The 21,880-nt window shown below is 68.4% G+C and carries 21 protein-coding genes; 4 read left to right on the top strand and 17 right to left on the bottom strand.

The features are described 5' to 3' along the window. Positions 1-28 precede the first annotated feature (28 nt). The 5 genes from NX782_RS17320 to NX782_RS17300 all read right to left on the bottom strand — a co-directional run bounded on the left by NX782_RS17320 (position 29) and on the right by NX782_RS17300 (position 2,466). Positions 29-346: a hypothetical protein gene (locus NX782_RS17320; protein ID WP_258846724.1), complete on the bottom strand. Its 318-nt coding sequence runs from the start codon at positions 344-346 to the stop codon at positions 29-31. A 22-nt stretch (positions 347-368) separates the two neighbouring features. Then, positions 369-527, bottom strand: coding sequence for a hypothetical protein (locus tag NX782_RS17315; protein ID WP_258846723.1), 159 nt, complete (start codon positions 525-527; stop codon positions 369-371). 195 nt (positions 528-722) lie between these two features. Continuing rightward, the gene (locus NX782_RS17310) at positions 723-1,106 is read right to left on the bottom strand and encodes a nuclear transport factor 2 family protein (protein ID WP_258846722.1); all 384 of its coding nucleotides are present in this window, start codon (positions 1,104-1,106) and stop codon (positions 723-725) included. A 24-nt stretch (positions 1,107-1,130) separates the two neighbouring features. Next, positions 1,131-1,985 carry a protein phosphatase 2C domain-containing protein gene (locus NX782_RS17305; RefSeq protein WP_258846721.1) on the bottom strand — a complete coding sequence of 285 codons (855 nt, stop codon included), beginning with the start codon at positions 1,983-1,985 and terminating at the stop codon, positions 1,131-1,133. A gap of 64 nt (positions 1,986-2,049) precedes the next feature. After that, positions 2,050-2,466, bottom strand: coding sequence for a secondary thiamine-phosphate synthase enzyme YjbQ (locus tag NX782_RS17300; protein ID WP_258846720.1), 417 nt, complete (start codon positions 2,464-2,466; stop codon positions 2,050-2,052). Positions 2,467-2,530: 64 nt separating this feature from the next. Between NX782_RS17300 and NX782_RS17295 the strand changes: the two genes are divergently transcribed. Further along, on the top strand, positions 2,531-2,935 hold the full coding sequence (locus NX782_RS17295; protein WP_258846719.1) for an efflux RND transporter permease subunit: 405 nt from the start codon (positions 2,531-2,533) through the stop codon (positions 2,933-2,935). On the opposite strand, the gene NX782_RS17290 is transcribed toward NX782_RS17295, so the two are convergent. The 3 genes from NX782_RS17290 to prsT all read right to left on the bottom strand — a co-directional run bounded on the left by NX782_RS17290 (position 2,889) and on the right by prsT (position 7,376). After that, positions 2,889-4,145, bottom strand: coding sequence for a M56 family metallopeptidase (locus NX782_RS17290; protein WP_258846718.1), 1,257 nt, complete (start codon positions 4,143-4,145; stop codon positions 2,889-2,891). The two genes, NX782_RS17295 and NX782_RS17290, sit on opposite strands and share 47 nt — an antisense overlap. Continuing rightward, entirely contained in the window at positions 4,142-4,516 is a 375-nt protein-coding gene (locus tag NX782_RS17285; RefSeq protein ID WP_258846717.1) for a BlaI/MecI/CopY family transcriptional regulator, read from the bottom strand. The genes NX782_RS17290 and NX782_RS17285 overlap by 4 nt, the downstream gene beginning before the upstream one ends. A gap of 88 nt (positions 4,517-4,604) precedes the next feature. Next, positions 4,605-7,376: an XrtA/PEP-CTERM system TPR-repeat protein PrsT gene (prsT, locus tag NX782_RS17280; RefSeq protein WP_258846716.1), complete on the bottom strand. Its 2,772-nt coding sequence runs from the start codon at positions 7,374-7,376 to the stop codon at positions 4,605-4,607. Between the two features lie 40 nt (positions 7,377-7,416). Here prsT and NX782_RS17275 point away from each other — a divergent pair, with 40 nt between their 5' ends. Further along, entirely contained in the window at positions 7,417-7,635 is a 219-nt protein-coding gene (locus tag NX782_RS17275; protein ID WP_258846715.1) for a hypothetical protein, read from the top strand. 21 nt (positions 7,636-7,656) lie between these two features. Beyond that, a complete protein-coding gene (locus NX782_RS17270) occupies positions 7,657-8,457 on the top strand; it encodes a hypothetical protein (RefSeq protein ID WP_258846714.1) in 801 nt (266 codons plus the stop codon). A 1-nt stretch (position 8,458) separates the two neighbouring features. Here the strand turns inward: NX782_RS17270 and NX782_RS17265 are convergent, their stop codons facing one another. From NX782_RS17265 to paoA, 5 genes are all read right to left on the bottom strand, one after another. Then, positions 8,459-9,640, bottom strand: a complete 1,182-nt coding sequence (locus NX782_RS17265) for a tetratricopeptide repeat protein (RefSeq protein WP_258846713.1) — start codon at positions 9,638-9,640, stop codon at positions 8,459-8,461. An 86-nt stretch (positions 9,641-9,726) separates the two neighbouring features. Beyond that, a complete protein-coding gene (locus NX782_RS17260) occupies positions 9,727-10,173 on the bottom strand; it encodes a hypothetical protein (protein WP_258846712.1) in 447 nt (148 codons plus the stop codon). A gap of 104 nt (positions 10,174-10,277) precedes the next feature. After that, complete coding sequence (gene paoC / locus NX782_RS17255; protein ID WP_258846711.1) at positions 10,278-12,479, bottom strand: aldehyde oxidoreductase molybdenum-binding subunit PaoC; 2,202 nt, start codon at positions 12,477-12,479, stop codon at positions 10,278-10,280. Between the two features lie 3 nt (positions 12,480-12,482). Beyond that, complete coding sequence (locus NX782_RS17250; protein ID WP_258846710.1) at positions 12,483-13,436, bottom strand: FAD binding domain-containing protein; 954 nt, start codon at positions 13,434-13,436, stop codon at positions 12,483-12,485. Next, positions 13,433-14,140: an aldehyde dehydrogenase iron-sulfur subunit PaoA gene (gene paoA, locus NX782_RS17245; RefSeq protein ID WP_258846709.1), complete on the bottom strand. Its 708-nt coding sequence runs from the start codon at positions 14,138-14,140 to the stop codon at positions 13,433-13,435. Before paoA ends, NX782_RS17250 begins: the two co-directional genes overlap by 4 nt. Positions 14,141-14,322: 182 nt before the next feature. Between paoA and NX782_RS17240 the strand changes: the two genes are divergently transcribed. Then, positions 14,323-17,160 carry a hybrid sensor histidine kinase/response regulator gene (locus NX782_RS17240; RefSeq protein WP_258846708.1) on the top strand — a complete coding sequence of 946 codons (2,838 nt, stop codon included), beginning with the start codon at positions 14,323-14,325 and terminating at the stop codon, positions 17,158-17,160. 9 nt (positions 17,161-17,169) lie between these two features. Here the strand turns inward: NX782_RS17240 and NX782_RS17235 are convergent, their stop codons facing one another. From NX782_RS17235 to NX782_RS17220, 4 genes are read right to left on the bottom strand one after another with little or no spacing between them, the layout of a single operon-like run. Further along, positions 17,170-17,523 (bottom strand): DUF5710 domain-containing protein, encoded by a 354-nt coding sequence (locus NX782_RS17235; RefSeq protein ID WP_258846707.1) that lies wholly within the window; start codon positions 17,521-17,523, stop codon positions 17,170-17,172. Between the two features lie 7 nt (positions 17,524-17,530). Next, complete coding sequence (locus NX782_RS17230) at positions 17,531-20,086, bottom strand: response regulator (protein WP_258846706.1); 2,556 nt, start codon at positions 20,084-20,086, stop codon at positions 17,531-17,533. Positions 20,087-20,107: 21 nt separating this feature from the next. Further along, the gene (locus NX782_RS17225; protein WP_258846705.1) at positions 20,108-20,992 is read right to left on the bottom strand and encodes an ABC transporter permease; all 885 of its coding nucleotides are present in this window, start codon (positions 20,990-20,992) and stop codon (positions 20,108-20,110) included. After that, positions 20,989-21,876, bottom strand: coding sequence for an ABC transporter ATP-binding protein (locus tag NX782_RS17220; RefSeq protein WP_258846704.1), 888 nt, complete (start codon positions 21,874-21,876; stop codon positions 20,989-20,991). Before NX782_RS17220 ends, NX782_RS17225 begins: the two co-directional genes overlap by 4 nt. Positions 21,877-21,880: the final 4 nt, after the last annotated feature.

Below are 21,880 nucleotides of genomic sequence, written 5' to 3'. Positions count from 1 at the left end.
TGCGCGCCTTGGGATGGCGCTCGGACGCTCAGCTGCCCGCGATCGGGCTGCCGAACAGGCCGACAGCCAGCTCGGCCCAGACCAGCAACAGGGTCAGCAGCAGACCGCCGCCGATCGCGCGGCGCTGCTGCACGGTGCGCAGTTTGCGCGTGAGCAGGACGTAGAGGCTGCCGATGCCGGCAAGCAGAATGCCGGCGACGACGAAGTCGAAGGGGCTCCAGTTCACTTCGCGGGTGAAGCGCATGGCCACGGCCGGCACCATCAGGATCGCGCCGGTGCCCAGCAGGACGCGGGCCAGGCCCCTGGCCAGGCTGGTCTTCTCTTGGGCATCGTCGAATCTGTTCATTGCGCGCATGGGTACGGAAGAGTCAGAGGGGGGCCGACTGGACCAGGCTCAGGCCAGATTTGGCCAGGGCCATTGCCACCGGCAATGCGCACAGCACCAGCACGACACCGATGCGAACACGGCGCGCGCGCTGCTTCTGCTGCGAAAAACGTGAGAGACGAAATCCTTTATGGGGGGTCATGGGCGTCCTTTCATGTGCATTGAATATGCAAAATCATAATACGCCGAGGCCAAAACCCCCGCCACGAATGGTTCCACCTCATCACGATGCGTTTGCGCTGGCGCACACGCCCATGTCTCCAGCCCGCAACAGCACTTGCCGGCAAGCCAGGCAAGCACGCTGCATTCCGGACCGCCTACGCGGGCTCCCTTCGGCTCAGCTGCGGTCGACAATCCTGACGATGCCGCCAGCGCCGAACGTGAATTCGGAACGCCCGGCCATCTCGATCAGCGTGCCGGCGGGCGGGCCGCCGGGAACATCGGCCGCCAGCCTGCCGCGCCAGGCGATCTCCGCGACCAGCATCTCGCCTTTCTGCGCCAGGGCGGTGACGCGCTGCTCGCGTTCCGAGAACAGGGTCTTCGATTGCTCGGCCAGCTGGCGAAAGGCGTCGATGCCGGTGGTTTCCGCGCTCAGGGTGCCGCCCGAATAGTTTTCAAAGCGGATCGCCGGGTCGAGCTGGGCCAGCATCCCTTCGATGTCGAAGGTGTTGTAGGCCGCCAGGTAGCGGTCGATCAGGTCCTTCTGCCGCGTATCCATCATCTTCCTCCGCTCATCAACCAGAAATCAGAAATGCCAGGCCACCGCCGAGGCGTCGTCGGCCTGCTTGACCGCCAGGCCGGCGCCGCCGGACGTCCGCTCGTGTTCCCGCAGTTCGCCCAGCAGCTGCTCCAGCCGGCCCTCGGCGCAGGCGCGCAGCAGGCCGGCATCGGTGTACAGGCCGTAGGCGTCGACCAATCGGTAGAAGCCGTCCGTCATCACCAGCAGTGTGGCGCCGCGCTCGACGCGCACCGCGTAACGGCGGGCGGCGAAGGGGCCGGCCGGCGCCAGGCACAGGCTCTGCGGCGCCGGCGCCATGTTCTGCTCTTCGCGGCGGCGCCTGAGCATGGGCAGCAGACGCTCGCGCCGCAGCGCCGGATCAGCCACGCCCTCGCGCACCAGGCCGGCAATCGCCTCCTGCAGCAGCGCCTCCTGCGGGTTCACCCAGGGATCGAGGTCGCGCACGCTGCCGTCCGCGCCCAGCAGCAGGGTCTTGCAATCCCCGAGGCAGTACACGATCAGTTCCGCCGTCGCACCCATGGGCATGATGCGGACCCAGGTCATGGCCGCGACCGGCCACGCATGCATCGGCACCGCCAGGCCCGCGGTACGGTCCTCGAAATCGGCGCGCACCGCGTCGACCGCCGTGCGCACCGCCTGCTCCTGCGAGCTGCGCCCAGCCAGCGCGCGGCCGAAGGCGCTGCCGAAGCGCCGCACGAACCAGGCGACGTCGCCGCCGTCCCTGTCGATGTAGTTCTGCTGTGCCACCGAGGTGGCGCCGTCCAGCACCACGATGTCCGTCATCCTGTCCTGCTCGAATACCGCGACATGGTCCTCGTTGCCGTGACCGGGCGCAGCCGAGGACACTGAAGTCCAAGCCATTCCATACTCCTGATTCATTGCATGAACTATACGCAATTTCAGGAAAAGATGCTGAACAACAACTTCAGCCACCCAGCACGGTCAGGATCACCCGGCGCCGGTGCGGCGCGGTCCGATGCTCCCATAAGTAGATGCCCTGCCAGGTGCCGAGCAGCAGACGGCCGCCGCCGACCGGTACGCTGACGCTGGTCGCGGTGAGCATGCTGCGCACGTGGGCCGCCATGTCGTCCGGCCCCTCGGCATCGTGCCGGTAGGCGGGATCGCCGTCCGGCGCCAGGCGCGCCATCACGGTTTCGAGATCGCGCCGGACGTCGGGGTCGGCGTTCTCGGTGATCGTCAGCGAGCAGCTGGTGTGCTGCACGAACACGTGGACCACGCCGCAGCGCAGGCCGGATGCGGCGACGGCGTCGGCGACGTCGGCGGTGATGTCGCGCGTGCCGCGGCCGGCGGTGGCGATTTCGAGGGTCGTTTGATAAGTCATGGCCACCCAGCTTATCATCTGGACATCGCCGCTGCCACGCGGCACACGACACCGGAGCCGAACCATGCCGATGCAGACCCTGTTTGCCGCCAGCCTGCTGGCCGGTGCCTCGTTCGCCGCCGTCGCCGCACCGGCCACCGCACCGGCCGCGCCATCGCCGGCGACGGTGGTCGCGATCCGCTACGAACTCGACGAATCCTCGGCCGAGCGCATCGAGGAACTGGTGGTCGATCCCATCGAACGCAGCCTGCGCGAGCTGCCGCGCGTGCAGGCCATGCGCACCACCGCCACGCATCGTCTCGCGACGGCGGAGCTGTCCTTCGACGGCGGCGCCGGGGAGCCGGACCTGGCCGAGGTCGTGGCCCGGCTCGACCGCTTGCGGCTGGATGCCGGCATCGCGGTGCAGGCGCGCAGCGTCGGGCTCAGGCCTTGTCGACTCGCATGCTCAGGCGAAAACCCTTCGCTGTGACGTAGCTGCCATCGGCCTGCTTTTCGTTGCGGCCGATGGCAAGCGTCATCGGCTCGCCGAACCTGGCGACCATGCGCGGGTTCGAGGCCAGCTTGCCGTCGCAGACCAGCTTGATCTGCACCGCGACAGTGGCGTCCTTGCCTTCCGCCAGCGTCAGCTCGGCTTCGCAGTCGCGGCCTTCGCCGTCGCGCAAGCCCGCGAGGCGATGGCTGCCCGCGGTCAGCACCTCGTCGTGGCTTGGCGCGCCGCCGTCGATACTCAAGTCCGTGGCCAGGCGATACTGGCCGCCCGGCGCGGCAAGCGGCAAGGCTTCGCCGCTGGCCGCCCAACCGAGACCGGCGCCGGCGACACTGAAACCGGCAAGCAGCACGGCGATGGCGATCCGCGCGCGGCGCGGCGATACGGAATCCTGCAAATGCATGATGCGCTCCTTGGTGGGTGAAATGGCCTGCATGGTGCAGCCGACCGGCAGGCTGGCGGTCGTGAGGGACTTCAACAAGGCATTCGCATAGGCGCGCGGCGCATGCTGCCCGCTGCCGAGGACAGCGCTGTCGCAAGCCAGTTCCTGGTCGGCCAGGAAGCGGCGGCGCGCGGCGCCGGCCAGCGGATGGAACCAGAACAGGCAGCCGATCAGCGCGGCCAGCGCGTTCCACCAAAGGTCGCCACGGCGCGCATGCAGCGCTTCGTGGGCCAGTACCGCAGCCTGTTCGGCGGCGTCGTAACGCAGAAGGAAGTCGGCGGGGAGCACGATGCGCGGCCGCAGCAGCCCGACCAGCATTGGGCCGGCATCCGGCCGCATGCTCAGCCAGGCGCCCTGCCGGCCGGGGCGCAGCGGCCCGAGCGCAAGCAGGAAGGCGCGCTGGCGCAGCAGCAGCAAGCAGCCGGCGGCAACGGCACCTGCCAACCACAGAACGGCCACCAGATACCCCAGATTCAGGTTGGCGGCCTCTACCGGCAAGGCTGGCAGCGCCACGCCATCGAGGGGGGCCGGTGCCAGCGCCAGCACTGCCGGCTGTGCCACCTGGTGGCGGGGCCAGCAGCAAAGCGCGAGTCCGATCGGGAGCGCCAGCCACAGCGCGTAGACAGCCGCGGCACCGATGCGCCTGCGCAGCGGGCGCCGTACGAGGATCAACGAGCCCGCCAGAAGCGTGAACACCAGGCTGGCGATGCCCAGGCGTAGCAGAAGCGCCGACACCAGCGCCGCGCTCATCGGTCCAGCCTGTCGATCAGCTTGCGCAATTCGGCCAGGTCGTCCTTACTCAGCGCATGGCGCTCGCCGAAGTGGGCAACCAGCGGCGCCACGCGCCCGCCGAACAGGCGGTTCAACACCGAACGGCTCTGGGTGTCGACCCAGTCGGCCCGCGCCAGCACCGGCGAATACAGGTAGCGCCTGCCCTGGTATTCGGCGCGGATGACGCCCTTCTTCAGCAGCCGGTTAAGGAAAGTCTTGATGGTCGCTTCCTGCCACTCGGCGTTGCCGGCCAGGGCGGCAACGATCTCGTCGGCGGTGCGCGGCGCGCCTGCCCACAGCACTTCCATCACGAGGGATTCGGCATCGGTAATCTGCGGCAGGCCAGCCATGGCGACTCCGTTTACAGTTGTAATCGATAATGATCATTACACGCGTAATCGGCAGTGTCAAGCGGATCGTTCGGGGCTCAGCGATGACTCAATCGCGCCGCAATTCGTCCAGCAGCCCGCGCGCCTGCCCGGCCTGGGCGAAGCGCATGTCGCCGGCCGTCAGTGCTTCCAGCTCGCGGCGGGCGCCGGCGCGGTCGCCGCTCCTGGCCATCGCCGCCGCCAGGTGGTAGCGGATGTCGCGCGCTTTCGGTGCCAGCGCATGGGCTTTCTGCAGCAGCAGCAAGCCGCGTCCGGCGTCCGCCTTGCTGCCCTTGTCGACCAGGATCCAGGCCAGCGTGTCCATCACGTCGGGCTGTTCGCCGGCCTGGCGGTAGGCTGCTTCGGCGGTGGCCTGGGCGCGCGGATCGCCGAGTTCCTGGTAGGCCAGGGCCAGGTTGTTCAGGACCACGGCATTGTCCGGCTGGCGCTTGAGCACCGCTTCGAGACGGTCTGCCGCCTGCCTGAAGTCGCGCTCCGCCATCAAGGTCTGCGCCTTGTAGGCCTGGGCCCGGATGTCGTCCGGATGGCTCGCCAGCCAGCGGTCCAGGCGCTGCACGGCTTCCTGCCGGCGGCCGGCCTGGCGCAGCGCGTCGTCGATCTTGATCGCCAGCTCGTTGGCCGGATTCAGTTTGAAGGCCCGCTCGTACAGCGCCAGCGCCTCGGGCGCCTGGCGCTTGGCCATCAGGATGTCGGCCTGCAGCTGGTAGCCGGCCGCGGCTTCCGGATGGCGGCGCTGCAGCTGCTCGGCCACCAGCAGGGCCAGGTCGCGCGAGCCCTTGCGCACATAGACTTCAGCCAGCGCCAGCTGGGCCGCGGGGAAGTCCGGCTGCATCGCCAGCACGCCCTTCAGCGCTTCCTCGGCCTGCACCGGCTGGTTCAGCACCAGGTTCAGCGCCGCGACCTGCATCAGCGCCTGGGCCGAGCGCGGCAGCGCGAAGGAAAGCTTGCGGTAGGTTTCCAGTGCTTCGGCGCGTTCGCCGTTCGCCAGCTGGCTCTTGCCCAGCAGGTCGAGCAGGTCCGGATTGTCCGGATGGTTCACCTGCAGCTTGCGCGCCAGGTTGAGGGCCTTCGGGAGCTGGCCGACGCGCAGGTACTGGCCGATCAGGTTGACGGCCGGCCCGACCGCATTCGGGTCGACCGCTGCTGCCTGTTCCAGCCAGCGCGTGGCCTCATCCTGCTTGCGGGCGGCCTCCGCCAGCGAAGCCAGCATGGTCAGCGCCGGCACGCTGGTCTTGTTCTTTGCCAGGAAGTCCTGCATCTGTCGGCGTGCCAGTTCGGGCTTGTTCTCGTCCAGCGCAAGCTGGGCCAGGTCGGCCGCCGCCGCGAAATACGTCGGGTCGAGCGTCAGCGCATGCTGCAAGGACGCGCGCGCCGCGTCCGGCTGGCGGCGCGCGATCGCCACCAGGCCCTTGAGCTCGTGTACCACCGCGTTTTCCGGCTGCACCCGCTCGAGCGCCTGCAGCGCCTGGGCGGCGGCATCCAGGCGCTGCAGGCGCAGCTGGGTGCGGATCAGGGCCACCGCCGCTTCCGTCGAATCCTTGTCCAGCGCGATCGCCGCCTGCAATTCGCGCAGCGCGCGCTCGGTCTCGCCCTTCTCCAGCCGCGACAGCCCGAGCGAGGTCAGCAGGCTGCTCGAGGCCGGATCGAGGACGCTGGCCTTTTCGAACAGTTCGGTTGCCTGGCCGTAGTCGCGCGAGCGCATCGATGACTCGCCGGCCAGCGCCAGCAGTTGCGGATCCTTGAAGCCGCTGGCTTGCGGATTGACCAGCATCGGCTCCAGCGCTTCGCGCGCTGCCTGGCTATGGCCGCTGCCCAGCAGGCTGGCGGCCAGCATCTTGCGGGCGTAGAGGTTGTCCGGGGTGCGCTCCAGGTAGTGGCGGAAGTGATGCTCGGCCAGGTAATAAGAGCCCAGGCGCATGTTGACCACGCCGGCCAGCAGCACGCTCGGCATGTGTTCCGGCGCCACTCGCAGCACCTTCAGCAGCGAGTCGTGCGCTTCCTGGACGCGCCCGCGCGAGAAATCGAGCAGTGCCTGGGTATAGGTCACCAGCACGCTGCCCGGCGCCAGCTTCAGCGCGGCGTCGAGCTCGGCCTGGGCCATCTGGTAGCGCTCCAGTCCGATCGCGGTATAGGCTTTTTCGACGTGCGCCGAACGGTGCTGCGGCTGCAGCGCCAGCACCTTGTCGTAGATGTCGAAAGCCTCGCTGCCCTTGTTCTCGGCGCGCAGCAGCTCGGCTTCGAACATCAGCGCATCGATGTGCCTGGGGTCGCGCGCGAGGATGCGTGCGGCCCAAGCATGCGCGGCGGCCGGCTCGCCGCCGACGAAGGCCGCGCGGCCCATGCCGATCATGGCCGCGGCGTCATCGGCGCGCACTTGCAGCGCCTTTTCGTACAGCGCCCGGGCATGGTCGCGCTTCTCGAGCGCCAGCCAGGCATCGGCACGCGGGGCCAGCAGCTCGCCGCGCGCGTCCTCGTCCTTGCCGGTCGCGTCCAGCGCTTTCTGGAATTCGGCCTGCAGATTCAGCGAGCGGGCCAGCAGCGCGAGCGCGGCTTCTTTCGGATAGCCCTGCTCCAGCGCCTGGCGCGCTTCCTTTTCCGCACTCAGGCCATCGCCCAGCTCCAGATAAACGGTACCCAGCAGGTAGCGCGTGTCGGCGCTGCGCGGTTCCGCGGCCACCGCGTTCTTCAGCGTGATCACTGCACTGCGCTGGTCGCCATGCTGGCGGAAGGCCTCTGCCTTCGCGCGAAGCTGCGTGCCCGATTCGCCGTGGCAGGCAGCCAGCATGGCGGGCAAGAGCAGCGGCAGCAATAGCGAAGCCATCAGCGCAGGAAGACGTCGTGTTTGAGGGGAGGAAGCAGGCATGGCCAATTGCCGCCGGGCGGCGCGCGAGATCAAAAGTATATTGTCGCGGTGGCATGGCGGGCCAGGCAAGCAAAATTTCCGCTGCGAATCATTAGCTGCGTTTGCCGCCTGTCGGAAAACTTTACAGTTGCATACTTCCGACAAGTTAACCGTCAGTCAAGTGCCTGATTTACAAGTAAAGTTAATGTGTGGCATGATTCATGCTGAACAAAAATAAAATCAGTCCGCTGGGGGATCCGTGAAAAAACTTCGCAAGTTCGTGTTCGGCGCCATCGCGCTGCTGGCTGCCATGAGCGCCCATGCCGGCGGCATCAGCGACACCGGCGTCAACGCCTACTGGGGATCCGACAGCCACGGCTACGGCGACGTGATCGGCGGCAGCACCTACGACATCAAGGGCGCCACCATCACCCGGATCGGCAACGTGCTGACGATCGCGATTGCGACCAACTTCGCCGGGCACGCCGGCATGGATGCGAACGTCATCCAGGGCGGCGTCGGTTACGGCGACCTGTTCCTGGCCGAGACCTGGAATCCCTTCGGCAGCGACCCCAATCACGTCAAGGACAACGACAACAACGGTACCCTGTGGTCCTACGGCTTCGCGCTGGACAACCGCTACAGCAACAGCGGCGGCACCTTCAAGCTGTACCAGCTGAATGGCAAGACCAACGACGCCAACGTGCTGGACTCCGAAAGCTTCAATACCTGCGTCAGGGGCGTCAGCTGCGTGTATCGCAATGGCCAGGCGACCGCCGTCAACACCAGCAAGACCAACAAGAACGTCGCCTATACCGGCATGACCGGCAGCTGGAGCGTCATCGCGAACAAGGAAATCAAGTTCACGATCACGCTGGCCTCGACTTCCGACCTGCTGAAATACAGCTCGCTGGCCATGCACTGGGGCGAGACCTGCCAGAACGACGTGATCGAAGGACAGGTCAGCCTGGTGCCGCTGCCGGGCGCCCTGCCCCTCACCGGCCTGGGCCTGGTCATGCTGGGCCTGGCGCGCCGCCGCCGCACGAAGGCGGCAGCCTGACTCAGGGCCGCAGCGCGTAGCGGTCGACGAAGGCCCGGACGCCGTCGGGGTGCGCCGCCAGCCAGCGCTCGTAGTCGGGCCGGTAGGCTTCCTTGTACAACAGCACGAAGATGGCCGGCTCGAGCTGGCCGTCGCGCTGCATCGCTTGCATCTTCAGCAGCGCCGGATCGCTGAGCTGCTTGCCGGAAGCCGCGTTGGCTTCGGCCGCAACCTGCAGCGCCAGCTGCCAGGCTTGCAGCTCGACCTCGAACGGCGAAGGCTTTGGTGCATCCTTGGCGGTACGCGCCTTTGCTTCCGCCATGGCCAGCGCCAGGCGCATGGCATTGTCCGGTGTCTCCGAGGTTTTCTGCAGGTCGCCGTCGATGCTGATGGTCGCCTTGCCGTCTGCGCCGATGCCGACGCTGACGCCGCGCCGCAGGGCCAGCGGCGTCAAGGGATGGCCGGTACGGCTGCGCAGGCCGGCGAGCTTGTTCCAGCTCGGCAGCTGGGCCGGATCGGCGGCGATGCCGGACAGCAGCGCGGCTTCCCCTTCCGCCAGCTTGCCCTGCTCGACCAGGGCATCGGACAGGAAGCGCCAGGCCTGGCCATTGCGCGCTTCGATCTCGGTGGCGCGGCGGAACAGGGCTTCGGCCTTGGCCCACTCGCGCTGCATGTACCAGCAATCGCCGGCGCCGACCCAGGCGGTGGAATATTGCGGATCCAGACGCATGACTTGCTGGTACTGCGCCAGCGCGCCCGCGTAGTCGTGACGGGAGAAGCGCAGTTCGGCCTCGTTCTGCGCGGCGGCCGCGGCCTGGTTCGGCTGGTGCAGCGGCGACGGCGTGGCGTCAAGCAGCATGCGCAGCACTTCCTGGGCCAGCGGATCGTCGGGCTTTAATTTCAGTGCGCCGCGTGCCAGCCCTTCGGCCTGTTTGCGCAGCGCCGCGGCCTGCTCGGGTTTGGCCGGGTCCAGCGCCACCAGATACATGTGCGCCGCCGCCGACAAGGGGGCGGAGGCCTTCGGCGCGGCGGCGGCAGCGGCCTGGTATTTGGCCAGCGCATCCGCCAGCTTGCCCTGCACGGTCAGGGCCCGGCCTTCGGCCACCAGGCTGGCGCAGGCGCCGCTGCAGGCAGGATCGGTGTCGGCGTGGGCGAGCGGCAGTGCCAGCGCGAGGGCGATGGCCGCAATCAGTGGGCGCAGCATGGCGTCTCCATCAATCGAAAACGCCGATGCTACCCGATCCGGGCGGCGCAAATTCCTCGAAATGTCACACTGCGGGACTTCTCTGCCTACTGGCGCAGGCGCGGGCCGCTGGCCTTGCGGAACTCCGCCAGGTGCGAGGAAGGAATCAGGTTGATCTCGGCCGAATGGAAATGGTCGCACAGGGGCCGCAGGGCGCCGTCTTCCGGCTTCCAGCAGGCGGCCTGTTCGCCGTCTTCGTAGATGTCGACGGTCCAGCCGGCACCGCCGATGGTCTGCACGATGCCGCTCACGCCGCCTTCGAACGAGGCCGGCAAGTCGAAGGCGACGCGCAGCACGGTCGCATCCGGCAGGCGCGGATACGGGGTCGTATAGAAGTCGTACAGCTCGGCCACCGGCCAGAACAGGCCCAGCACCTGCTGCAGCACGGCCTGGCTATTGGCGCTGCCGCGCCCGGTCACGACGATGCGTACGCCGAGGCGCAGCCATTCGTCGGTTGCCGTCTCGATGCGGTCCAGGGTTTCGACGGTCAGCATGGCATTCGACTCCGGTAGATTGACGCTCGTCATACTACCCGGAGTCCAGCCCGAGATGCTCTCCAAAAATCACAGGATGGCGATTCTTCCGCCATCGGTTGTAGCTACGCCACGGTGGGCAATTTCGGCAACAGTTTGTCGAGCGTGACAGGATAGTCACGCACGCGCACGCCGGTGGCGTTGTAGATCGCGTTCGCGACCGCCGCGCCGACCCCGCAAATCCCCAGTTCGCCGACGCCCTTGGCCTTCATCGGCGAGGACAGCGGATCGGTCTCGTCGAGGAACACCACGTCCTGGTGCGGGATGTCGGCATGCACAGGCACCTCGTACAGCGCCAGGTCGTGGTTGATGAAGCAACCGACGCGCTTGTCGACCACCAGGTCTTCCATCAGCGCCGCCCCCACCCCCATCGTCATCGCCCCGATCACCTGGCTGCGCGCCGATTTCGGATTCAGGATGCGGCCCGCCGCGCACACGGCCAGCATGCGGCGCACGCGGGTCTCGCCGGTGACGGCATCGACGCCGACTTCGACGAAGTGGGCGCCAAAAGTCGACTGCTGGAATTTCTTGTCCAGCTCACCGTACTCCATCTTGTCCTCGGCATTCAGCTCGCCGCCTTCGGCCGCCTGGCGCAGCCGCAGCGAGCGTCCGCCGGCGCTCACCATGCCGTCGCTGAAATCGGCGTTGGCGGGATCGAGGCCGAGCTTTTGCGCCACCATCTCGCGCAGCTTGACGCACGCCGCGTAGACGCCGGCGGTCGAACTGTTGCCGCCCCACTGTCCGCCCGAACCGGCCGATACCGGGTAGTTCGAATCACCCAGGCGCACCACCACCTGGTCCAGCGGCAGTCCCATCATCTCGGCCGCGGTCTGGGCGATGATGGTGTAGGTGCCGGTGCCGATGTCGGTCATGTCGGTCTCGATCGTCACCTTGCCGTCGCGCTCGAGGCGGGCGCGTGCCCCCGAGCGCATGTTCAGATTGTTGCGGAAGGCAGCGGCCATGCCGTAGCCGATCAGCCAGCGTCCCTCGCGCATCTGGCCCGGCACCGGGTTGCGCTTGTTCCAGCCGAAGCGCTCGGCGCCCATGCGCAGGCAATCGACCAGGCGGCGCTGCGAGAACTTGCGCTCGCGCTTTTCCGGATCGACGCTGGTGTCGTTCACGATGCGGAACATCACGGGGTCCATCTTGAGCTTTTCCGCCATCTCGTCCATCGCGATCTCGAGCGCCATCATGCCCGGCGCCTCGCCCGGCGCGCGCATCGCGTTCGCTTCCGGCAGGTCCAGCCTGGCCAGACGCAAGGCCGTGTAGCGGTTCGGCCCCGCGTACAGCAAGCGGGTCTGCTGCACCGCCGTTTCCGGCTTGCCGTCCGGGAGGTCCCCCGACCAGCTTTCGTGGGCGATGGCGGTGATCCGCCCTTCGCGCGTGCAGCCGATACGGATGCGCTGGATGGTGGCCGGGCGGTGGGTCGTGTTGTTGAACATCAGCGCGCGCTGCAGCGCCACCTTGACCGGCCGGCCCGCCTGGCGCGCGCCCAGCGCCGCCAGCAGCGCCTCCGAACGCAGGAACAGCTTGCCGCCGAACCCGCCGCCGATGTAGGGCGAAAGCAGATGCACGTTCTCCTCGGGGATGCCGAGCGTCTTGGCCATGTCCTTCTTGCCCCAGTTGATCATCTGGTTGGCGGTGAAGATGGTCAGCTTGTCCCCTTCCCATTTCGCCACCGAAGCGTGCGGCTCCATCATCGCGTGCGACTGGTCCGGCGTGGTGTAGATCGCGTCCAGCTTGACCGGCGCGCTGGCCCAGGCGGGATCAAAGTCGCCCGCGCGGGTTTCGGGTTTGTCCTCCTTCTTGCCCAGCTTCGCGCTGTCCTTGGCCTTCGCCAGATCGTACTGGCCCCTGGTCTTCGCGTATTCGATTTTCACCAGCCCGGCGGCGGCACGCGCCTGCTCGAAAGTCTCGGCCACCACCAGCGCCACCGCCTGATGGTAATGCTCGATCTCCGGGCCGCCCAGCAGCCTGGCGGTGTTGTAGTCGCCCTTGCCCAGCTTGCCCGCGTTGTCCGCGGTGACGATCGCGATCACGCCCGGCGCGCGTTTGGCGGCCGACAAATCCATGGCCACGATGCGGCCCTTGGCGATGCTGGCGCCGACCACGTAGCCGTAGGCGGCATTCGGGATCGCCTGGTGCTGCTCGTAGGCATAGGGGGCGGTGCCGGTGGTCTTGAGGGGCCCGTCGATACGGTCGGTAGGACGGCCGACGATCTTCAGCCTGTCGATCGGGTTGGTGCCGGCGGCGGTGGTGAATTTCATCGTTCAGGTCCTCCTTGCTTCGAGCAGCAGGCCGTCCAGCGTGCGCTGCACGAGGGGCACTTTGAAAGCGTTGTCTTCGGTGAGGCGGGCGTTGGCCAGCAACTGGTCCGTCACCGCCTTGCCGCCGCGCGCCAGCTGCTGTTCCGCGTTCGGCATGCGCCAGGGTTTGTGGGCGACGCCGCCCAGGGCCACGCGCCCGCTGCCGTCGCGCTGCACGATGGCGGCCACCGACACCAGCGCGAAGGCATACGAGGCGCGGTCGCGCACCTTCTGGTAGAAGTGCCGTCCGCCGACCGGCTTGGGCAGGGTCACCGCGGTAATCAGCTCGCCGGGCGCCAGCACGTGTTCGATGTGCGGGGTGTCGCCCGGCAGGCGGTGGAAGTCGGCGATCGGAATCACGCGCCGGCTGCCGTCGGGCTTGACGGTTTCGACGTTCGCGTCCAATACCCGCATCGCGACCGCCATATCGCTCGGGTGGGTGGCGATGCAGGCATCGCTGGTGCCGACGATGGCGTGGTGGCGGTTGAAGCCGCCGATCGCCGAGCAGCCGCTGCCCGGCGCCCGCTTGTTGCAGGGCTGGTTGGTATCGTAGAAGTAAGGGCAGCGGGTGCGCTGCAGCAGGTTGCCGGCGGTGGTCGCCTTGTTGCGCAGCTGGCCGGTGGCGCCCGCCAGCAGCGCCCGCGACAGCACCGCATAATCGCGTCGCACGCGCGGGTCGCTGGCCAGGTCCGTGTTGCGCACCAGGGCACCGACCCGCAGGCCGCCGTCGCCGCTGGCCTCGATCCTGTCCATGCCGATGCCGTTCACATCGATCAGGTGGGCCGGGGTCTCGATCTCCAGCTTCATCAGGTCGAGCAGGTTGGTGCCGCCGGCGATGAAGCGGGCGTTGGGCGTGGCCGCCGCGGCTTTCGCGGCTTCTTCCGGGCTGCGCACGCGCTGGTAGGTAAAGGCTCTCATGCCTGGCTCCCTGCCGGATTGGCGCCGGCCACTTCGGCGATCGCGTCCATGATGTTCGAATAGGCGCCGCAGCGGCAGATGTTGCCGCTCATGCGCTCGCGCATTTCCATCGGCGACAGCAGCGGACGCGCGTTCAGGTCCGCCGTCACGTGGCTCGGTATGCCGCGCTTGACTTCGTCGAGCATCGCCGCCGCCGAGCAGATCTGGCCCGGCGTGCAATAGCCGCACTGGTAGCCGTCGTGCTTCACGAAGGCCGCCTGCAGCGGGTGCAGCTTGTCCGGCGTGCCCAGGCCCTCGATGGTGACGATCTCCGACCCCTCGTGCATCAAGGCCAGGCTGAGGCAGGAATTGATGCGGCGGCCGTCGGCGATGACGGTGCAGGCGCCGCACTGGCCCTGGTCGCAGCCCTTCTTGGTGCCGGTCAGGCGCAGGTGCTCGCGCAGCAGGTCGAGCAGCGTGGTGCGGGTATCGACTTCCTTTTCGTAGCGCTGGCCGTTGACGCGCAGCGCCACCTTCGACAGCACCGGCGCCGGCGTTGCCGCGTTTGGCGATCCGGCCTGCGGCGCGGTCGCACCCGGCGTCTGGGCGCCGGCGGCGCCAGGCAGCGCCGCCGCCGTGGCGGTCAGTGCGCCGGCAATCAGCAGTTCGCGGCGCGCGGTGTCGATGTCCCGTCCCGGCGCTGCGTCGTTCAGATGGTCGTCCATGGCCTTGCTTCCTTTCCCGGTGAGTCGCGCCGCCATCTTATGTCGATTCCGGCTCTGCGCCGCACACGTTTCGGCAGAGCGAAAAATGCACCAGCATGGTGCGGAAAGACAGTGCGTAAGCGTGCGGGCGCACGCAAAGTTTGTCCTGTAAAATTGTCTATTTCGCCATTCTCCCTTCTCTCATGAATCACCGCGATGCTTTCCTCGCCAACGGCGGCGACGCCGGCGCGCGCATCCTGGCGCGGGACTGGCGCAGCCACCCGCTCGGCGCCCTGCAGGACTGGCCGGCATCGCTGCGCATGTCCCTCGGCATGGTGCTCGGCTCGTCCTTCCCGAGCTTCATCGCCTGGAGCGACGCACTGTTCATCTTCCACAACGACGCCTATACCTCCATGCTCGGCAACAAGGCCGCGACGGCCTTGGGCACCCCGCTGTCCGAACTGTGGCCCGAGGCTTGGGATACCCTGGCGCCGCTGACGCGCCGGGTGCTGGACGGCGAGGCGCTGTTTTTCGAGAACTTCCAGGTCACCATCGAACGCAAGGGCTATCCCGAACAGGGCTGGTTCACCTTTTCCTACAGCCCGCTGCGCGACGAAACCGGCAATGTGGCCGGCCTGCTCTGCACCGTGGTCGAAGTGACCGACAAGATGCTGGCCCTGGCGCGCCACAAGGAAGCCGAGGAGCGCTACGCGCTGTGCCTCGAGGCCTCGGGCAACATCGGCACCTGGGCCTATGAGCTGGATACCGGCGCCACCTTCGTCGACGAGCAGTTCGCCCGCGTGTTCCGGGTCGATGCCGGGCTGGCCCGCGCCGGGACCGAGCTGGAACGCTTCACCGACATGATGCATCCGGACGACCGCCCGCGCGTGGTGGCCGCGATCGAGCATGCGATCGCCACCGATACCCTGTACGACATCGAATACCGGATTCCCCAGCAGTCGCGCGAAGACGTGTGGGTGAATGCGCGCGGCAAGGTGTTCCGCGACATCAGGACAGGCCGGGCGCGCTTCGCCGGCGTCGCGGTCGATATCACGGAACGCAAGAACGCCGAGCTGGCACGGCTGGAAAGCCAACGCATCGCCAGCGCGGCGCTGCAGCGCGAAGTGGAGAACCGGCGCCGCCTCGACGTGCTGCTGGATGCCGCGCCGGTCGGCATCGTCTACGTCGATGCCCAGGGCGGCCTGCTGGCCGCCAATGCCGCCAACCGCGCCATCTGGGGCGAGCACCCCGGCGCGGAGCACCTCGGCGAATACGGCGACTGGAAAGGCTGGTGGCCGGCCGGCTCGCCGCGCGCCGGCCAACCGCTGGCGCTCGACGACTGGCCCGTGGCCCGCGTCCTGCGCGGCGAAAACCTGTCCGGCGACATCGTCGAAATCGAGCCCTTCGGCGCCGCCGGCACACGCAGGACCATCCTGATCCGCATGGCGGCGATGCGCAACGAACAGGGCGAGATCGTCGGCGCGGTCGCCGCCAACATGGACATCAGCGCCCAGGTCGAGGCCGAGCGCGCGATGCGCGACAGCGAAGCCAGGTTCCGCTCGATCACCAACCTGATTCCGCAGCTGATCTGGTCGGCCGACGCCAGCGGCACCAACGACTACCTGAACACGCGCTGGAGCGAGTACACCGGCCTGTCGGTACAGGAACTGGCCGGGCATGGCTGGGTGAAGATCGTCCACCCCGACGACCTGCCGGCCCTGCGGGAGGCATGGGCGCGCAGCCTGGCCACCGGCGCCCCGTATGAAGTCGAGCACCGCCAGCTGCACCATTCCGGCGAATACCGCTGGGTGCTGAACCGCGCCCTGCCGGTGCGCGGCGAAGACGGCAGCGCCGTGCGCTGGATGGGCGCCGTCACCGACATCCACGACAAGAAGCGCAGCGAGGAAGAACTGAAAGCCGCCGCGCGCCGCAAGGACGAGTTCCTGGCGATGCTGGCGCACGAGCTGCGCAATCCGCTGGCGCCGATCAGCAGCGCCGCCCAGCTGCTCGGCCACGTCGCCGCCGACGAGAACCGGGTGCGCCAGGCCAGCGAGATCATCGGCCGCCAGGTGCGCCACCTGACCGGCCTGGTCGACGACCTGCTGGACGTCTCGCGCGTGACCCGCGGCCTGGTCGAGCTGCAGCGCGAACGTGTCGACCTGAAGGCGGCGATGGCCAGCGCGGTCGAGCAGGCGCGTCCGCTGGTGGAAAGCCGCCGCCACCGCCTCGACCAGGCCATGGATGCGGCCCCGGCCTGGGTCGACGGCGACCGCATCCGCCTGGTGCAGGTCATCGCCAACCTGCTCAACAACGCGGCCAAGTACACGCCGCAGGGCGGCGCGATCGCGCTGTCGCTCGAAGTGGGCGCCAGCCATGCCGCGATTTCAGTGCGCGATAACGGCATCGGCATCGATCCGGCCCTGCTGCCCCACATGTTCGAGCTGTTCACCCAGGCCGAGCGCACGCCGGACCGCGCCCAGGGCGGCCTCGGGCTGGGCCTGGCCCTGGTCAAGAGCCTGGTCGGCCTGCATGGCGGCAGCGTCGAGGCGCACAGCGCCGGCCCGGGCATGGGCAGCCTGTTCCGCATCGTGCTGCCGCTGGCGCAGCCCGTACGCGCGCCGTCTTCCGCGCACGGCGCGCAGCTCGAGCAGGGAGCGGTGGCGGGCCGGCACATCATGATCGTCGACGACAATGCCGACGCCGCGCAGTCGCTGGCCGACATCCTGCGCGCCCTCGGCAACGAGGTCGCGGTGGCGCACGATCCGCGCCGCGCGCTGGCGATGGCGCAGCAGGACTGGCCGGAAGTCTTCATCCTGGATATCGGCCTGCCCGACATCGACGGCTATGCGCTGGCGCGCCAGTTGCGCGCGATGGCGGCGCAGCGCGCCGGCGCAGGTCCGGCCCTGTATCTGGCCCTGACCGGCTACGGCCAGGCGCACGACAAGGTGCTGTCGAAAGCGGCCGGCTTCGACCGCCACTTCGTCAAGCCGGTCGATCTGGCGGCGCTGCTGGCGGCGCTGGCAGAAGCGCCGCAGGCTTGAGGGCGGGCGTCAGCGCCGGCCGAGCGCCTGCATCGCCTTCAGCACATCCTGGTGCGCGGCCGTCCAGCCGCTTTGCGCCAGTACCGGCGCGCACAGCGGGCAGGCTTCGAAGGGATTGCAGGCGTGGTCGATCTCGACATAGCGGCTGCCGGTGACCAGCTTGGCGGCGCGGGCGTCGACCCGGCCAGGCGCGGACTTGCCATCGGCCTTGCCGTCCGCCTCGCCGTCCTTGGGCAGCCAGCGCTCGAAAGCCTCGAGCGCCACGCCGGTCGGCACATACCAGCGCTTGCGGGTCGGATTCCAGCGAGCGCCGAGTTCGCGGGCCTGGTCTTTTTCCGCGTAGGGCACATTCAGAAACGTCATGCCGCCATCATACCATCCGCGCCAACAGGTTCTCGAGGTCTTCCAGGCTGTAAGGCTTGGCGACCACCCAGAACGGGAACCCGAGCGCGTCGCGTTCGGGCGCGCCATAGCCCGAAGCGAAGGCCACCTTCAGCCCCGGCTGCCCCGCGAGCGCGAGGCGCGCCAGGTCGATGCCGGACTGGCCGGCCAGGTCGATGTCGGTGAACAGCAGGTCGAAGGCGCCGTCCCGCAGCAGGGCCACGGCGGCATCCAGCGTGGCCGCGCCGCTGGCGGCATGGCCCAGCGCATCGAACAGGCCGCAGGTCGTCTGCATCAGGTCCCGATTGTCTTCCGCCACCAGGATGCGGCGCGCCACCGCCGCCTGCGCCACCGTGCCCGGCTCGGGCACCGCCGGGATGCTGCGGTTGGCCAGCAGGTGGCGGATCTTGCGCGCCAGCTGGTCGCGGCCATAAGGCTTCGAGAGCAGCTCGACGCCCGGATCGAGGCGGCCGCCATGCACGATCGCGTTCTGGGTGTAGCCCGAGGTGAACAGCACCGCCAGGCCCGGCAGCAGTTCCTTGGCCTGGCGCGCCAGCTCTGGGCTGCGCAGCGGTCCGGGCATCACGACGTCGGTGAACAGCAGGTCGATCGGCATGCCGCTCTTGACGATGCTGAGCGCGGCGCTGGCATTGTCCGCCTTCAGCACACGGTAGCCTAGGCTGCCCAGCATCTCGACCACGGTGCGCTGCACAGCCGCATCGTCCTCGACCACCAGCACGGTCTCGGTACCGCCCTCGACCGGGCCCCCGGTCAGGCGCGTCACGGTATTCTCCGTTTCGAAGCTGCGCGGGAAATACATCTTGATCGTGGTGCCGTGCCCGACCTCGGAATAGATGCGGAAATGGCCGCCGGTCTGCTTGACGAAGCCATAGGCCATCGACAGCCCGAGGCCGGTGCCCACGCCTTCCGGCTTGGTCGTGAAGAAGGGTTCGCAGGCGCGCTCCAGCACCTCCGGGCTCATGCCGCTGCCGGTATCGGACACCGCGATCAGCACGTACTGGCCAGCCTTGATGTCCGGCTCGGCGGCCACATAGGCATCGTCGAGCAGCGCGTTGCCGATCTCGATCGTGAGGCGGCCGCCGCCAGGCATCGCGTCGCGCGCATTGATCGCCAGGTTCAGGATCACGTTTTCGAGCTGGTTCGGGTCGACCACCGTGTTCCACAGGCCGCCGCCGCGCACGGTCTCGATCTGGATGGTTTCGCCCAGCGCGCGCCGCAGCAGGTCGTCCATCTCGCCGACGATGCGGCCCGGATTCACCACCACCGGCTGCAGCGGCTGGCGGCGCGCGAAGGCCAGCAGCTGTGCGGACAGCTTGCCGCCCCGCTCGACCGCCTGCAGCGCCGTCTCCAGCAGCTGGCGGCCATCGCCGTCGGGCTGCAATTGCTCGATACGCCGCTGCAGCAGTTCCAGATTGCCGCCGACCACCTGCAGGATGTTGTTGAAGTCGTGGGCCACGCCGCCGGTCAGCTTGCCGATCGCTTCCATCTTCTGCGAACGCTGCAGCGCATGCTGGGCCGCCGACAGTTCCTCGGTGCGCGCGCTCACCAGCGACTCCAGTTCCATCTGGTGCCGCGCCAGTTCGTCCCGTGCCTGCTTTTGCTCGGTGACGTCGTTGCCCTGCACGAAGATGCCGATCACCGCACCCATCGGGTCCAGTACGGGCTGGTAGATGAAGTCGAGGTGGCGCGTGGCCTTGAGCCCATCCGGGCCGCTGAGCAGATCGACCGGCACCGCGCGGCCGATGAAGGCGCGCCCGGTGCGGTAGACCTCGTCGAGCAGGCCGGTGAACCCCTGGTCCACGACTTCCGGCAGGGCCGTACGGATATTCTTGCCGATCAGCTCGCGGCCGCCGGTCAGCTGGCGGTAGGAGGCATTCGCCAGTTCGAACACGTGTTCGGGGCCGCGCAGCACGCAGATGAAGCCCGGCGCCTGCTCGAACAGGCGCTGCAGGTGCATCTTGTCGCCCTGCAGTTCGTTGGCCAGCTTGAGCGCCGCATGGGCCTCGGACAGCGCCGCGGTGCGCTGCTCGACCATGCGCTCCAGCTCTTCCTGTTTGCGGCGCAGGCTTTCCTCGGCCAGCACGCGCTCGGTCACGTCGCTGCCCTGCGAGAAGATGCCGACCACCGCGCCGGCTTCGTCGACGATGGGCTGGTAGACGAAGTCGATGTAGCGCATCACCGCCTGGCCGCCGCCGGCCTGAATCACGCCCAGCGGCAGCGCCGTGCCGACGAAGGCCTGGCCGCTCGCGAACACCTGGTCGAGCAGCTCGAAGAACTGCTGCCCTTCCAGCTCCGGCAAGGCTTCGCGCACCGGCTTGCCGATGATGTCCTTGAAGCCGGCCAGCCGGTGGTGGGCATGATTCTGCAGCTCGTACACGTGGCGCGGTCCGCGAAAAAAACAGACGAAGCCGGGTGCCTGCTCGAACAGCCGCAGCAGCTCGCGGTAGGGCCGGCTGATCTTGGCCTGTTCGAGTGCGGACTCGGTGGCGAGCGTGGGTGGGTGGAGAGGCAGGGGTAGATTCATCCCACCCATGTTACAACAAACTCAGCGCTGCATCCCCCAACGCCGTACCGTCAGCCGCTCGACGGCATCGAACACGATGTGTTCGAACAGCAGGCCGATCACGATCACCGTCGCCAGGCCGGCAAAGACCTTGTCGGTGAACAGCTCGTTACGGCTCTGGAAGATGTACCAGCCCAGGCCGCCCTTGCCGGAGGTGGTGCCAAACACCAGCTCGGCCGCGATCAAGGTGCGCCAGGCGAAGGCCCAGCCGATCTTCAGGCCCGACAGGATGGCCGGCAGCGCCGCCGGCACCAGGATCTGGGTCACCATGCGCAGTCCGCCCAGTCCGTAATTACGGCCGGCCATGCGCAGCGTGTCCGGCACCGCGCGAAAGCCGGCATAGGCATTCAGCGCCAGCGGCCACATCACCGAATGCACCAGCACGAATACCAGGCTGCCCTTGCCGAGACCGAACCACAGCAGGGCCACCGGCAGCAGCGCGATCGCCGGCAGCGGATTGAACATGGCGGTCAGCAGCTCCAGCAGGTCGCGCCCGAGCCGGCTCGACATTGCCAGCGTCGTCAGCAGGAAAGCGCCCAGCGCCCCTGCCAGGTAGCCCTGCAGCAGCACCGCCAGCGACACGCCCACGTAGCGCGGCAGCTCGCCGGAAGCGATGCCCTCGGCGAAGGCGCGCGCGGTCTGCAGGAAGCCCGGCAGCAGCAGGTCGTTGTTGGCGGCGCGCGCGGCCCACTCCCAGAGTGCGGCCAGCACCAGCAGCAGGACGGCCTTGCGCAGCCAGCCGGCGCGCGCCAGGAAGCCCGGCAGGCGCGCCCGCGACGCCGGCACGCCCGCCGCCTGCGTGGTCTCGGGTGGCAGCAAGGGCAGCTCGTACTCCGGCCGAAGCACAGGATCGATGCGCGCGCTCATGCCTGCACCGCCACTGCCGCCGGCTCGCCGGCTGCGCTTTCCCGGTCTGGCGCCGCGGGCTGCGCATCGCCGAACAGCAGGCGGTGGATGCGCTGGGCCGCTGCCTGGAACGCCTCGCTGCCGCTGCTGGCCAGGCCGAACCGGTGGCTGTCGATCTCGGCCCGCACCCGGCCCGGATGCGGCGACAGCAGCAGGATGCGGTTGCCGACCACCAGCGCTTCCTCGATCGAATGGGTCACGAACAGCATCGTGAACCCGACCTCCTCCCACAGCGCCTGCAGCTCTTCCTGCATGCGCCGGCGGGTGAGCGCATCGAGCGCGGCGAAAGGCTCGTCCATCAGCAGGATGTCGGGCTGCATGGCCAGCGCGCGGGCGATCGCCACGCGCGCCTTCATGCCGCCGGACAGGGTATGCGGGTAAGCGTCGGCAAAGCGCGCCAGGCCCACCTTGTCGAGCCAGTGCAGCGCGCGCGCCTGCGCTTCCTTCTTCTTCACGCCGCCGGCCAGCAGCGGGAACATCACGTTCTGCCGCACCGTCTTCCATGGCGGCAGCTGGTCGAATTCCTGGAACACGACGATGCGGTCCGGCCCCGGCTTGACGATGCGCCGGCCGCGCAGCAGCAGGCCGCCGCTGGTCGGCTGGACGAAGCCGCCGACCGCCTTCAGCAGGGTCGACTTGCCGCAGCCGGAAGGCCCGAGCAGCACGAAGCGGTCGCCCTCATAGACGTCGAAGCTGACCTGGTGGGTGGCGCGCACGCTGCCGGCACCGGACGCGTAATCGATGCTGACATCCTGCGCCCGCAGTAGTGGTGCCGGTAATGGCGCCGACAGGGGCGCCGGCAGCGGCGAAGCCGCGAGCGCCGCCTGGAATGGAAATATGTTCATGCGC

It is taken from the genome of Massilia norwichensis (genome assembly GCF_024753245.1).
In the GTDB taxonomy this organism is placed as follows: domain Bacteria; phylum Pseudomonadota; class Gammaproteobacteria; order Burkholderiales; family Burkholderiaceae_D; genus Telluria; species Telluria norwichensis.
This window is presented reverse-complemented; position numbering and strand designations above follow the sequence as displayed.